This window comes from Gordonia otitidis (assembly GCF_020735545.1).
GTDB lineage: Bacteria > Actinomycetota > Actinomycetes > Mycobacteriales > Mycobacteriaceae > Gordonia > Gordonia otitidis.
Genome location: NZ_CP085974.1, coordinates 3,203,648 through 3,217,308, shown reverse-complemented (window position 1 = coordinate 3,217,308; position 13,661 = coordinate 3,203,648). Strand labels below are relative to the sequence as shown.

Here is a 13,661-nt window from a genome sequence, read left to right as displayed (position 1 = left end):
CCGAGTGAGTGGCCGAAAAGTACCACCGCAAAATGCCGAGGTGAGTTTCCATGTCGTAGCCCGTTCGGACTATTCAACGACTATTTCGTCCGAGTGGACTACACGAACCCGCAGTATCGGAGTCCATACGGCCACGGCGGCCTATCACCTCGACAGTCGGACCTGCATCATGGCGCGATCGCTCTCGTCGATCAACGACTCCAGACTTGCCGGCGAATCGGGTTCCCGCACAGCCCAGCCCACGGTGGTGGGATGTCCCGCCAGCGCGCGTCCCACTCGTTCGCGCACGCCAGGTATCGACGCTCGGTCGTCAACGCTGACCACCACCGCGAATTCGTCTCCACCGACACGCGCTGCGATATCGCCTGCGTCGAGAAGTGGGCGCAGGACATGACCGATGTCGGCGAGCAGCTGATCACCCGCGGCATGGCCCCGCGAATCATTGATCTTCTTGAGACCCTCCACATCGATGAACCCGAAAAGCAGAGTGCGCCCGGTGGAGTCGGCTGACTGCAGCATCAGTGGCGCCCGCTCAGCCAGGCCGCGTCGATTGAGCAGGCCGGTCAACTCGTCCGAAATCGCGATTTCGACGATGGTCTGATTCGCTCGTCGCAGTCTCGCCTCGGTCCTGCGCCATGTCAGCGCGATGATCAGCGCCACCACGTCGGCCTTCACCAGTTGCAGCACAACAGAACCCACGGTCGCCGACTGCGGGTAGGCGATGGCAAATGTCACCGCGATGACGTTCAACGCGAGGATCAGTCCTACTGCGAGTCCCGGATAGGGCACCAGTGCTCCGATGGCCACGATGACGAGCAGTGTCCCGATCGCCGGGTAGGCGATCTGCGTCGCGACGATGTACGCAATCGGATTAGCCGCGACCACAATCGCGAGCGCGGCAACAGCGATTGGCGCCGTGCGTTCGGTGATCAGTTCCGGGCGTCGTCGTAGCAGGACCGCGGTGAAAGCCAAGATCACCGCGGTGGCGAGCGCCACACCTGACGCGACAGACGATCCCGGTGTGGGATCGGCGAGAAGTTGCCCCACTCCGACAACGAAGAACAGCACCGCGCTGATCGCAACGCTGAGTGTCAGACGATCGTCCACCAAACCTTCGGGCTTCCACGTCCTCATCGAGGCGCTCCACTGATCGTGAGCACGCGGCAACACCATCCCTCACCGAAGTCGACGCCCGAGAAACCCCTCGAACAGGATAACTGCGGCGAGCACATCCCGTGTCGCCGTTGGTCGGGTGCGCGCGGGGTCGATACTCGAGGCGACGCGCACGCTCGTCCGATGTCCTACGGCTGGCCGGGCTTCAGTTCGATGAACAGGGAGTCGAGCTCTGCGCACAGCCGGTCACCGTCGTGCAGGGTGCCCTTGACGAACGCTTTGCGCCCATCACGCTTGTCGACCCAGGTCCTACAGGTCAGCGGCGTCGACAACGGCGTCAGCGAACGATATTGAACCGTGAGATACGCGGTACGCGTGACACCGTTGACCGCCAGCGCCGACGCCATACCACCCAGGTCGTCGAAGGCGACTCCGACCTGACCGCCGTGCGCGGCATTGTTGCCGCCGAGGTGGAAGGGCCGGAAGGTGACCTCTGCGACCACACCGTCGGGACTCGCACTGGAGATTACGTACGGCGGCAAGGTGATGTTGCCGCGAGCAGGCAGGTCGATGCGGGTACCCGCAGGCGTGTGCCACTCGTCGACCTGGACCTCGGCGAGGCGGTCGTTGAGCGAGGTGAGTTGCGCGATGAGCTCGTCGGTCTCGTCGGGTTCGGGGCACGCATAGCGGGCGAGGTCCATCATCCGTCGGATCTGCTCGTTGAGCTCGCCGTATCGTGGGCCACCGCGGTCGGTGGTGACTTCGATCCTCGCTCGGAAACCACCCTCGTGCGGCGAGTCGTCTTCGGAGCGGATGTCCCAACCGTCGCGCGTGTCAGATGTCATCTGACCACCGTATCTGGCCGCTCAGCCGTCCCGCTTGTCGGTTTCCGAACCGCTGACGACGTGCGGTTCGCGCGGAGCTTCTCGCCGGTCACGTTGCCGGATCACGGCGCCGACCACGAGGGCGACGACCACCGAGATCGTCACCCAGGCCACGATCACGATTGCGATCAGCTCGAATGACATATCTCCAGAGTGCCATGCACTGCTGGTCAGAGGCCAACTATCGGGCACTAATGTCGGTGATCATGACCTCCGGTGACTCACACAGCACGCCAACTCAGCCCTTCGACGCCAGCCAGTGGACCACTGTCCGAGGCTTCGACGATCTCACCGACATCACCTACCACCGCCACGTCGGCACAACCCGAGCCGACGGCATAGTCCGTATCGCTTTCAACCGGCCCGAGGTCCGCAACGCGTTCCGACCACACACGGTCGACGAGCTGTATCGCACCCTCGACCACGCCCGCCGCACCCCCGACGTCGGCACCATTCTGCTCACGGGAAACGGCCCGAGTCCCAAGGACGGCGGTTGGGCATTCTGCTCGGGCGGCGACCAACGCATCCGCGGACGCTCGGGGTACCAGTACGCGACCAGCCATGATTCGGATGTCGCCGCAGCCGACGCCGCGGGTGTCGACGAAGCGCGCGTGAAGGCCGAGGGCGGCCGACTACACATCCTGGAGGTCCAGCGACTGATCCGCACCATGCCCAAGGTCGTGATCGCCGTCGTGAACGGGTGGGCTGCCGGCGGCGGGCACTCTCTGCACGTCGTCTGCGATCTCACCCTCGCCTCCCGCGAACACGCGCGCTTCAAGCAGACCGACGCCGACGTCGGCTCGTTCGACGCAGGCTACGGTAGCGCCTACCTCGCAAAACAGGTCGGTCAGAAGTTCGCGCGCGAGATCTTCTTCCTCGGTGAGGCATACGATGCCGAGACCATGCACCGCATGGGCGCGGTCAACCGCGTCGTCGACCACGCCGATCTCGAGCACACCGCCATCGAGTGGGGTCGCATGATCAACGGCAAATCTCCGACGGCCCAGCGCATGCTGAAGTTCGCGTTCAACCTCACCGACGACGGACTGATGGGTCAGCAGGTCTTCGCCGGGGAGGCCACCCGACTGGCGTACATGACCGACGAAGCGGTCGAGGGTCGGGACGCGTTCCTGGAGAAGCGCTCTCCGGAGTGGGATGCGTTCCCGTACTACTACTGACCCGCGGGCACCTCAGCGGCTCAGGATTCCGTGACCCCCGAGAACGGCTCGGGGGCACCGAAGTAGATTCCCTGGGCGAACTGGAAGCCAAGCGTTTCCACACCGCTGAAGTCGATCGACTGCTCGACGCCCTCGGCGACCGTAGCGATGTTCATCGTCTCCGCGATTTCACAGATCGCCCGCACCACGGCGAGGTCGGTCGCACTGCGTGCGATCTGCGAGATGAGTGCGCGGTCGACCTTCAACACGTCGACGGGCAGATCACGAACGTAACGCAGTGCTGAGAACCCGGACCCGAGGTCGTCGATGCAGACAATGCAGCCGCTGTCGTGCAGACGCTCGACGGCGTGCTGGGCGTCGGTGTCGAAACCGATCACCTCGTTCTCCTGCACCTCGATCCAGATCTGACCGGGCTGCACGCCGTATGCGTCGATCTCGGCCACCACATGGTCGACGATCGTTGCGTCGAGAAGCTGCTGCCGCGACAGGTTGATACTCACGAACGCTTCCGGTCCACAGAGCGGCTCGATCGACTCGCGTAACGCCCGCACCGCCTGGGTGACCCCGTTACGCCCGATCGGGACGATCGTCGACGTGTGTTCTGCAGCGGCGAGGAAATCTGCGGGCAACAGAACACCGTCTGCGGTGACCCATCGCACCAACGACTCGTATCCGGCGACCACGCGGTCGGTCACCCGGACGATTGGTTGGTAGAACTGCTGGAAATCTCCCTCCGACGATGCTTTCAGCTTCACTGCGAGATCGAGATCCTCTTCGAGCCGCGTATACGACCCGGGGCCGGCAACCGCCATGCGCCGCCGGGACTCCAACGCGACGCACAGGGCCGCATCCGCGGATCGGACTAGCCGTTCGTCATCGTTCACACCCGACTGCGAACCCGCCGACACGAGGACACCGGAGATTCCGTAGACGAACTCGACGAACACGGCGACACCGTCGACGACAGACATCGTTGCGCCGAGACCGGAGTCGAGTGTGGCGATGAGTAGGTCGATACCCGAGTTCTTCGGAATTCGAAGCAGCCATTCGAGTGGACCTCGCGCATGTGCTCGCACCCCGTGACCGAGAGCGTCGACGATCTCGGTCATGACCATCTCTGCGGCACGTACCGCCGTGGTACGCCCGTACACGGCGCTCGCCTGCCGCTGCGGGTCGGCGAGTATGGAGACAACGGCGTCGGGTACGTCGCTGCCAGCCCGCTCGCTCGACTCCCTCTCCACGCGAGCAGTTTACGGTCAAGTCCGCGGACGAGTGTGAGTTGGATCCAACTGTTCCGAATTCAACTTCCACCTATCGATTGTTCATGCTATTAAATGACCGCTCCGACAAGCGCTTCCACGTGCAAAACCGCTCCCGCCAAGACCCGAGGCAAGCTGTCGGACCACGCGCTACTCGTCTGCTGTTCGGGCGACGGACATGTACGTCGATTAATCTCGACGGTGTCAGATTCTGCGGCCGGAGGGTTTACCACGTGACGTCGACCGACCACGCGAGACCCGCCGATTCCAACGAGGTCGCAGCTGCGTGGCGCGCTCAGACCGCCCGCAGGCGTCGACAGCGCTCATCCCCTCGCATCGTCATCTCTGTGCTCGTGGTTCTCGTCGTGTTCGTCGCGTCCTACGCGGGCGTCGGCTATCAGCTCTTCTACCGCGATCATTCCGACTCGCTGCGCAAGGTCAATGTCATCGTCGTACTCGGCGGCGAGCACGACGGCCGCGAGGACTACGGGCTGAAGCTGGCCCACGAGGGCTATGCGAAGACAGTGTTGATCTCAGACCCGTACGTCAACGACGGCTACAACCGCGAGGGTCAGGCGCTCATGCACCGTGTGTGCTCGTCGAGTACCGCCGAGGTCGAGGTCATCTGTTTCAACCCCGACCCGTCGACCACGCGCGGCGAGGCGATGTTCACGCAACGGATGGCGAAAGCGCGGCACTGGCACTCGGCGATCGTTATCAGTTGGCGATTCCACCTGGTACGAGCGCGATACATTTTCGGACAGTGCTTCGACGGCGACGTCGTGATGCGCGGTATGGACAAGCCGTACCCGACATCCCCTGCATTCTGGGCGTGGCAGTTCAGCTATCAGTACGTCGGCCTGGCGAAGGCCGCCGTACTCGGCTGCGAAAAATAGGGCCACGGCGACACAACCCCTTACCCCGTCCGAGCAAGGCCCTCGGCCAGCCGCCGTGAACCCCCAGCGTCAGCCGCCGAAGATCTCGGCGAGCTGGCCCATGTCCTGCACCCGCTCCTTGTGGGTCGGCGCGGCGGGAGCCGCCAGGATGCACGTGACGCCCGCGGCGCGGAAGGCCTCGGCCCGCTCGGCCACCAGCGAGCGCGGGCCGATCAGACTCATGGCCGCCACCAGTTCCGCAGGCACCGCAGCAGCCGCCTCGGCCTTCTTGCCGTCGAGGTAGAGATCCTGGATCTCTTTGGCCGCGTCGGCATAGCCGTAACGGACGGTCAGCTGGTTGTAGAAGTTCTTTCCGCGCGCGCCCATGCCGCCGATGTAGAGGGCGGCCTGGTGCCGCACCATCTGCGAGGCGTTCTCGATCTGCTCGGGATCCTCGGTCACCCGGGCGGTTGCCTGCACCACGATGCCGAGCTCCGGCAGCGACGGGTCACGCTTCGCCTTGCCTGCCGCGAGGGGTTCGCCGAATGCGACGTCGACGTATTCGGGATGGAACAGGAACGGCTGGAACTCCTCAAACATCTCGGCCGCCAGCTCGGTGTTCTTGGGACCAATCGCCGCGAGCAGCATCGGAATACGTTCACGCACAGGGTGATTGATGATCTTGAGTGGCTTGCCCAGCCCGGTTCCGCCGTCTTCCTTGGTGAACGGCAGCGTGTAGTGCTTGCCGCGGTACTCCGTCTTCTCGCGCCGCCAGATCAACCGGCAGATGTCGGCGTTCTCGCGGGCACGGCCGACCGGGTAGTCGTACTTCACACCGTGGAAGCCCTCGATGACCTGCGGACCCGACGCCCCGATACCGAGCACGAAGCGCCCACCACTGATGAAGTCGAGTCCCGCGGCGGTCATCGCCAGATTCGACGGCGTACGCGAGTACATCGGCAGGATGCCCGACTGCAGTTCCATCTTCTCCGTGCGTGCCGCGATGTAGCCGAGTTGGCTGACCGCGTCGAAGCTGTACGCCTCGGGGACGGTGATCCGGGCGACGCCCGCCGCCTCGAAGTCGACCAGGTTGTCGATGGTCTCGCGGAAGTCTCCCGCGTAGTTGATGGGCATACCGAGCTTGATGGCAGATGCGGTCATGGTTTCGGATTCTTCCACAGCGGTTCGACGCTCCGATAGGCCCGCCCGAGCGTTCGCTCGCTACTTGCCGTCCACCCCTCGAGCCGTCTCACCGATCGAGCCGGGAATGCCGACCAGGCCCCTCCGCCGGTCGGACTCCTCGAGACCACGCTCACATCCGAGGTATCGTTCGCGCCGCAAATGGTGTCCGCCCACGGTCCAGTTGATGAACACTAGATGAACAGCATGTGCAGATAGGCAAACCCGCAGGTCACAAACTTACGGCAGTCGAACGTAATTTAGGCGAAACCTTAAGCGGGGTCGCATGATATTGCGCATGAGCGGAGAGATGCTTGTCCTGGTGCTGCTGGTCATCACAGCACTGGGATTCGACTTCACCAACGGATTCCACGACACCGGAAACGCCATGGCGACGTCCATCGCCACTGGTGCCCTCAAGCCCAAGATCGCAGTGACAATCGCGGCGATCCTCAACCTGGTCGGCGCGTTCCTCTCGGTCGAGGTGGCCGCGACGATCACCAAGAACATCCTTCACCTGCAGAACAAGTCCGGAGACCTCATCTCCGGCATCGATGCCAACGAGGCACTGCTGATCATCTTCGCGGGACTCGTCGGCGGCATTCTCTGGAACCTCTTCACCTGGCTGTTCGGCCTGCCGTCGAGCTCGAGCCACGCATTGTTCGGCGGCCTCATCGGCTCGGGTATCGCCGCGCTGGGTGCAAGCGGCATCGACTGGCACGGCGTGCTGTCGAAGGTCATTATCCCCGCACTCGCTTCCCCGTTCATCGCCTGCGCAGTCGCAGCGGTCGGCACCTGGCTGATCTACCGGATCACCGCGAGCGTCCTCGACTCCCGCAAGGAGAAGGGCTTCCGCTCAGGTCAGATCGTCACCGCCTCGCTCGTCTCCCTCGCCCACGGCACGGGTGACGCGCAGAAGACGATGGGCGTCATCGCCCTCGCCCTGATCTCCACCGGCCACCTCAGCTCGTCGTCGGTCAAGCACGGCCTGCCGATCTGGGTAGTCTTCAGCTGCGCCGCGGCCATCGCACTGGGCACCTACCTCGGCGGATGGCGCATCATCCGCACCCTGGGCAAGGGTCTCGTCGAGATCAACTCGCCGCAGGGCATGGCCGCTGAAGCCAGCTCGGCCGCGATAATCCTCACCAGCTCGGCAGCCGGCATGGCGCTGTCGACGACGCAGGTCGCCACCGGTTCGATCCTCGGTTCGGGCGTCGGCAAGAAGGGCGCACAGGTCCGCTGGGCCGTCGCAGGCCGCATGGTGATCGCCTGGGTCACCACACTTCCCGCCGCCGGCATCGTCGGCGCGATCTGCTACGGCCTCGGCCATCTGCTCGGCGACGTCGCGGGCGCGATCGTCATCTTCGTTCTCCTCTGCGCGGCGTCAGGCTACATGTACTGGCGCGCACAGCAGAACAAGGTCGATTCGAACAACGTCAACGACGAATGGGACGACGAGACCAACTCGATCATCCCGCCGTCCGCCCAGGACGGCCCGCGACAGGTTCCCGACCCCACGGCGATGACCTAGTCCGCCGAGACACAGACGACTGAAGGAACAGCTGAAATCTCATGGACATCGTCGAATCAATTCTCAAGGTCTTCGCAATCGGCCTCCTGCTCGGCGCCGGGCTGCCCGCTCTGTTCGCGGTCGGCATGCTGTGCGAGGCGCGCGGTGAGGGCGGCACGAACGCCGACGGCACCACGTCGGCACCCAACCCGGCACTACGAGTGGTCGGCTACATCCTGTTCGCGCTCGTGGCCGCCGTGATCGTCGTCGGCCTGCTGTGGATCTGCCGCCAGACGCTCAACTACTACTTCGACATCAAGCTCTTCCCCGAGTGGGCCTACAAGTAGCACCTGCGCAACCGCCGCTCGACGCTTCGAACCGAAAGGCATCATGGCCAACGCATCGCTGTTCGAATCCGCGATCAACTGGATTCGCAAGGGGTATCCGGAGGGAATCCCGCCCACGGACTTTCCACCGCTGCTCGCTCTGCTGACGAAGGTGCTCGACGAGGGTCAGATCATGCGAGTGTGCATGGAGCTGGCCGCCGAGCAGGGAATCGGCACCCCTCTCACCGAGGAACAGATCCGCAACGCGATCGCCAAGGTCTCCGACCAACCGCCGGGTGACTACGAGGTCAACCAGGTCGCGTCTCGTCTCGCGGCGGTCGGGTGGCCTCTCGCGGCCGACTCGGAGGAGCGGGCACAGAGCAACGTGAACTGACACCACACCCGACGTGCAGATCAACCCGGTCCGCGCCTGCCACGAGCAGGCGCGGACCGCTTAGAATCGCAGACCAGAGCCATGAAGGTTCTCTGTGTGTGCGAGAGGGGGAACGGCGTGGCCGACCGGCCGCAGTTTTTGAAGAAGATCATCGACTGGTTGCGCGCGGGGTATCCCGACGGCGTACCCACCGACGACTACATCCCCCTCGTCGCCATCCTGCGGAGACAGCTGAGTCCCGAAGAGGTCGACGAGGTCTCGGGCGAGCTCATCCGCGAGTCCGCCCCGCCCCCCGAGCCGATCTCGAAGATCGACGCCGGGGTGAAGATCTCGAAGGTCACCCACGAACTCCCCCACGACGCCGACATCGAGCGGGTGCGCACGTACCTCGAGTCGCGGGGCTGGCCGTTCGACGATCATCCACTCGACCCGCCCCACGGCCCCGACGCCGGTCCGTCGGAGTAGTTTTCGTGCAGTGACCCGCATCCTGCGACCACTGTCCCTCCCGGCCGATCCGAGCGTTCTCGACCTGCGCGACGAACTCCTTTCGCTGGTTGAGCCCGCCGCGAGCGCAGCGAGCAGCGGTGTCGAAGCCAGCGTCACCACAGCCGCGCTGCCCGTCCCCGCCGCCGAACCCGCGCAGGCTGCCCGCCTCGCCGACGCCCTCGCCGCGGGCACCCCCATCGACGAACACATCTCGCTGGTCATCTCGACGTCGGGCACCACCGGCGTCCCCAAGGGGGCGCAGCACACCCCGGCTACGCTCACCGCATCGGCGAGCGCGACGCACGCCCGCCTCGGTGGCCCCGGCAACTGGCTGCTCGCTCTCACGCCGCACCACATCGCGGGGCTCCAGGTGCTACTGCGCGCACTCGCCGCGGGTTTCACACCGGGCGTCCTCGACCTCTCGTCCGGCTTCGACCCCGAGACCTTCGCCGACGCCCTCGACACACTCGACGGCCCGCGTCGCTACACCTCGCTCGTTCCTACCCAGTTGATCAAAGTCCTCGACTCCCCACGAGCCACCGCAGCACTCCGCGACGCCGACGCACTCCTCGTCGGCGGTGCCGCGACACCCGCACCACTTCTGCGTCGAGCACTCGACGCCGGACTGCCCATCGTGCGCACCTATGGAATGAGCGAGACCGGCGGGGGCTGCGTCTACGACGGAATCCCGCTCGACGGCGTCACCGTCAGCCTGATGGATCCAAACCCCGAAGGCGTTGGGCGCGTAGCGCTCTCGGGTCCGATGGTCGCGCACGGCTATCGCAACCTGCCGGAACATCCGGCGTTCGCTCTGGCACCGGAAGCGAGGACCTTCCTCACCGACGACCTCGGCCGCGTCGACGACGGCGTCCTGAGCATCATCGGACGCGCCGACGAGGCCATCACCACCGGTGGGCTCACGGTCGTCCCACAGGTCGTCGAAGCCGTCATCCTCGACGACGACGCGGTGGCCGAGTGTGCCGTCGTCGGGCTACCCGACGACCGGCTCGGCGAGAAGGTCGTGGCGTTCGTAGTCACTTCGGGCACAAACAGATTCGACCCCGAGCGCATTCGTGGCGCAGTTGTCGACCGACTCGATCGCTACGCGGCCCCCCGCGACGTGATCGAGCTGGACCAGCTACCCCTGCGCGGCCCGGGGAAGATCGACCGCCGCGCCCTGCGGGACCGTTTCAGCTGAGCCCTTGCCCGCCTGCTGCACTTCCTCCTGCCGCAATTCATCCTTCTGCGGTTCTTGCTTGCGCAGCGCGCTCTGATCGGACGCGTCGGGTGTGTGCGGCACAGCTGCACCGGTGGAACTCGGCTCGGCAATTGGCGCCCGACCGGGGTCCGGCACATCCTGCTCTACCGCACCCGACGCCGGCAGTTCCGATGCAGCAGAACTCTGTTCCGGTGCAGGCTCGGTAGTCGACGGAGCCTCGTCGATGTCGCTTCCCCCAGACGTCGGCACAGTAGCCTCGGAGGATTCCGGATTCCGAACTGTTTGCGCCACTGCGTTTTTCGCCACCGACTCCTCAGACGCACGCGTTGATGCCGTCACAGTCGGCTGTTCAGCCGAGCTCTCACGAGACCGCTGCAGCGCGTCCTCGATGGCCTGCGCATCGCTCGGGGCATCGGCCGCCCACGCGTACCAGTTGTGGGTGCCGTTGCTGAAGTGGTAGCTGATCGGAAGCCCCTGCAGCGTCGTCTGCGCGGCGAGCGCCAGCGTCGACACGAACGCCCCCGCTTCGAGACCGATGCCGAGTGCCAAACCGCTGAGCGCGGCGGGCAACAACGCGGGCAATTGTTCGGGGGTCTGCTCCCATGTCTGTGTGATCAATGCCGCCGCGATCGACAGTTCGTGGAGCGTCGGGATTCCGTCGCCCGAGGAAATGATCACCGTCTGCCCGTTGGCTTCTGCCTCGGTGATGCGCTTGGACACGTCGTTGTCGGCCCAGACATTGCCCTGGCTCAGTGGCAGGCCCCACATCGCCGACAATCCGTTGTCGATACCGGCCCGCTGGCTCTGGATGAACGGGATCAGCAACCAGCCGAAGGGTGAGTCTGTCTGGTAGTACCCGGAATACGAGCGGATCACCGAGAACACGTCGGGATGGTTGAGTCCGATCACCACCGCCGACGCGCCGGACATCGACACTCCGACAATGGCGTTGTCGGTGGTACCGATGTCGAAGTTCTGGTTGAGATATGCGGGGAGTTCCTTGCCGACGAAGGTGTCCCATTGCGGTGCGGTGGTGCTGCCGGTCGGCGCCTGCTGCCAGTTGGTCATCCACTCGCCGGCGCCACCGGCGGGCATCACCAGGTTGTATTCGGTGCTGTACGAAGCGACTGCGCCCGCGTCCGGCAACGACCATGTGCTGTATTCCGGATTGGAACCGAGACCGTCCAAGAAGTAGACGCCCTGTTCCGCACTGCCCGGCGCGTTGCTCGACGGCCGTACCTGAACGGTGACATCCTCTCCCAACGACGTCGAGTAGAACGTGCAGGTCTGAATGTGCTCGGCCTCTTCGTCGGCAGTTCGCCACACGCATCCTGAGCGAAGCCGGTCCGGATCGACTGCGGCGGCCGGCCCAGCCGAGCCGAGGATCACGGCCCCACACGTTCCCGCTGCCAGCACTGCCGTCATGATCGCTCGTCGCCTGCGCTTGAAGCCGACAACGCTGCCGAGATGCATGGGGTCCCCTGTTTCGGTCTTGAACTGCTCCAGAGACCATCTCACGCCACCCGGCTCGTCGCACACCAAACAACCGTCTACGTTCGGCCGAGACCTACAGATCGGTCTCACGAGTGGACCGGAGTGCAAACCCGCAGCTGATGCGAAAGGCGGAAAAGAGTAAAACGACACAAGCTCAAACGGGCAGATCCGGCGTTACCTGACAACTGTGTGTGAGTTGCGTCGCCAAGGCGGATATATGTCGGCGTTGTTGATGATCTCGGATAAGGTAGCATCGAGTAAATAGGGGGAGTTCGTTTGATGCACGTACCAAATCGTGCCCAGCTGACCCGTGGGGTGGTTGCGCTGTGGCCTTTCGCACTGTTATGCGCAGTTCTCGGCGCTTTGCTCGGGGGGGCATCGCAGATCGGGGGCACCTCGCGTTCCGCTGAGGCGATGGTGAGGCTCGAGCAGCCGGCCAGTGTTTCCGCTGTGCTCAGCGGTCAACCGACGTCCACTGACGAGCTGCAGAGTTACGTGAGTGGTGAGATTGCGTACCTGTCGGGTTCCGGATTTCACAACGCTGTGAAAGCACAACTCGGGTCGGATTCCGATCCGACGATCAGTGCGGTTCAGAACAGTAATTCTGCAGTCGTGACGATCTCTGCGACATCTCCTGACGAGAACGAGGCAATGCGAGCCGTCGACACCGCGATATCGACATACCTCGCCCACACTTCTCAAGAACTCAACGACCGCAATAACGCAGCGCTGGATTCGATCAACGCCTTGATAAACCGCCAGCAGGCAGCCGGTCGAACGTCGGGTATCCAGGAACTGCGTACACAGGCTTCTGCCCTCCAGCTCCAGATGGCAGCGGGCGCAACAGCTACGGTCGTACAACCGGCAACCGAGACGAGCAGCGGCTCGTCCAATTGGCGCATCACAGCAGCGATCGGCGCAATCGTGGGTGCGTTGGTCGGACTCGGCGGCGCACTGGTGTGGCGCAGCCGCAAGAAGTTCATCTCGTCGCCCTTCGACGCCGAGGAAGTGGCAACGACCCTGACCCCCGTCGTGGCGACATCCGGAAGGTCGGGCGTAGCGCCGACGGAAGCCGAGAAAGATGCTGCGCGAAGCATGTTCGCCCAGCTGGGTTCACCGAGGCACGGCACGATCGCCGTCGTCGGCGCGTCTGCGGATTCCGGGACGCGTCGTGTCGGTGAGTTACTCGCCGGGGCTGCAGCCAATCACGCTGAGGTCCGAGTCGTCGAGTGCCTCCCCCTCGGCGTGGATGCCGATCTCGCCGACCATCTCAAGCATGCGGATTACATCGTGGTCGTTGTCCAGCAGTACGTCGACAGACTGCCCTCGCTCAACTCCACGCTGGCCATCGTCCCGGCCTCGACACCGGCGTGGGTCGCGGTGACCCGCCACCGACGTCGGTTGCGTGGGCACCACGAGCCGACGACCACGCAGCCCGAGACCTCGCCAACGGTCATCGACGGCGACGAGATCTCCGTCGCAGCTTCCGACGACACGAATCACGGTGCCGCGGCTGCAAACGGTGATGGTCCTGCCCGCGGCGTCGCGCCTGTCGATGAGAGTGCCACCGAAGGTCTTGGCGACGGATTCGATCCGGCTGGTGACGGCGACGTTCAGTCAGAAACCGACGACACGGCAACACACGATGACGCCGACCGCGAGGCTCGGGACGGCGGTGTGGATTCGGAGGCGACGACTTCAGGGCACGACCACCGCCACGTCGTTTCAGCGGAATCGGTCTGAC

The 13,661-nt window shown here is 64.5% G+C and carries 14 protein-coding genes; 8 read left to right on the top strand and 6 right to left on the bottom strand.

Translation table 11 applies throughout. The annotated features are described in order from the left end of the window. Nucleotides 1-144: 144 nt before the first annotated feature. From LK459_RS14745 to LK459_RS14735, 3 genes are all read right to left on the bottom strand, one after another. Nucleotides 145-1,134, bottom strand: a complete 990-nt coding sequence (locus LK459_RS14745; protein ID WP_227919188.1) for a GGDEF domain-containing protein — start codon at nt 1,132-1,134, stop codon at nt 145-147. A 167-nt stretch (nt 1,135-1,301) separates the two neighbouring features. Next, the gene (locus tag LK459_RS14740) at nt 1,302-1,958 is read right to left on the bottom strand and encodes a PaaI family thioesterase (RefSeq protein WP_227919186.1); all 657 of its coding nucleotides are present in this window, start codon (nt 1,956-1,958) and stop codon (nt 1,302-1,304) included. A 21-nt stretch (nt 1,959-1,979) separates the two neighbouring features. Next, nucleotides 1,980-2,141, bottom strand: coding sequence for a hypothetical protein (locus LK459_RS14735; protein ID WP_007238641.1), 162 nt, complete (start codon nt 2,139-2,141; stop codon nt 1,980-1,982). 62 nt (nt 2,142-2,203) lie between these two features. On the opposite strand from LK459_RS14735, the gene LK459_RS14730 reads away from it, so the two are divergent. Continuing rightward, on the top strand, nt 2,204-3,175 hold the full coding sequence (locus LK459_RS14730; RefSeq protein ID WP_039993944.1) for a 1,4-dihydroxy-2-naphthoyl-CoA synthase: 972 nt from the start codon (nt 2,204-2,206) through the stop codon (nt 3,173-3,175). 20 nt (nt 3,176-3,195) lie between these two features. Here LK459_RS14730 and LK459_RS14725 read toward each other — a convergent pair whose 3' ends face one another. Continuing rightward, complete coding sequence (locus LK459_RS14725; protein ID WP_007238639.1) at nt 3,196-4,416, bottom strand: EAL domain-containing protein; 1,221 nt, start codon at nt 4,414-4,416, stop codon at nt 3,196-3,198. Nucleotides 4,417-4,667: 251 nt separating this feature from the next. On the opposite strand from LK459_RS14725, the gene LK459_RS14720 reads away from it, so the two are divergent. Next, a complete protein-coding gene (locus tag LK459_RS14720) occupies nt 4,668-5,330 on the top strand; it encodes a YdcF family protein (protein ID WP_227919178.1) in 663 nt (220 codons plus the stop codon). Nucleotides 5,331-5,399: 69 nt separating this feature from the next. Here LK459_RS14720 and LK459_RS14715 read toward each other — a convergent pair whose 3' ends face one another. Then, nucleotides 5,400-6,470 carry an LLM class F420-dependent oxidoreductase gene (locus LK459_RS14715; RefSeq protein WP_227919177.1) on the bottom strand — a complete coding sequence of 357 codons (1,071 nt, stop codon included), beginning with the start codon at nt 6,468-6,470 and terminating at the stop codon, nt 5,400-5,402. 316 nt (nt 6,471-6,786) lie between these two features. Here LK459_RS14715 and LK459_RS14710 point away from each other — a divergent pair, with 316 nt between their 5' ends. The 5 genes from LK459_RS14710 to menE all read left to right on the top strand — a co-directional run bounded on the left by LK459_RS14710 (nt 6,787) and on the right by menE (nt 10,402). Further along, nucleotides 6,787-8,019, top strand: a complete 1,233-nt coding sequence (locus LK459_RS14710) for an inorganic phosphate transporter (protein ID WP_039993937.1) — start codon at nt 6,787-6,789, stop codon at nt 8,017-8,019. Between the two features lie 41 nt (nt 8,020-8,060). Continuing rightward, entirely contained in the window at nt 8,061-8,345 is a 285-nt protein-coding gene (locus LK459_RS14705) for a hypothetical protein (protein ID WP_227919174.1), read from the top strand. A 43-nt stretch (nt 8,346-8,388) separates the two neighbouring features. Next, nucleotides 8,389-8,718: a DUF3349 domain-containing protein gene (locus LK459_RS14700; protein WP_227919173.1), complete on the top strand. Its 330-nt coding sequence runs from the start codon at nt 8,389-8,391 to the stop codon at nt 8,716-8,718. 96 nt (nt 8,719-8,814) lie between these two features. Then, nucleotides 8,815-9,183, top strand: coding sequence for a DUF3349 domain-containing protein (locus LK459_RS14695; RefSeq protein ID WP_227919172.1), 369 nt, complete (start codon nt 8,815-8,817; stop codon nt 9,181-9,183). Nucleotides 9,184-9,193: 10 nt separating this feature from the next. Beyond that, the gene (menE, locus tag LK459_RS14690; RefSeq protein ID WP_227919171.1) at nt 9,194-10,402 is read left to right on the top strand and encodes an o-succinylbenzoate--CoA ligase; all 1,209 of its coding nucleotides are present in this window, start codon (nt 9,194-9,196) and stop codon (nt 10,400-10,402) included. On the opposite strand, the gene LK459_RS14685 is transcribed toward menE, so the two are convergent. Continuing rightward, nucleotides 10,343-11,848: an alpha/beta hydrolase-fold protein gene (locus LK459_RS14685; protein ID WP_227919169.1), complete on the bottom strand. Its 1,506-nt coding sequence runs from the start codon at nt 11,846-11,848 to the stop codon at nt 10,343-10,345. The genes menE and LK459_RS14685 overlap by 60 nt on opposite strands. A gap of 681 nt (nt 11,849-12,529) precedes the next feature. Between LK459_RS14685 and LK459_RS14680 the strand changes: the two genes are divergently transcribed. After that, nucleotides 12,530-13,660 carry a GumC domain-containing protein gene (locus LK459_RS14680; protein WP_227919167.1) on the top strand — a complete coding sequence of 377 codons (1,131 nt, stop codon included), beginning with the start codon at nt 12,530-12,532 and terminating at the stop codon, nt 13,658-13,660. Nucleotide 13,661: the final 1 nt, after the last annotated feature.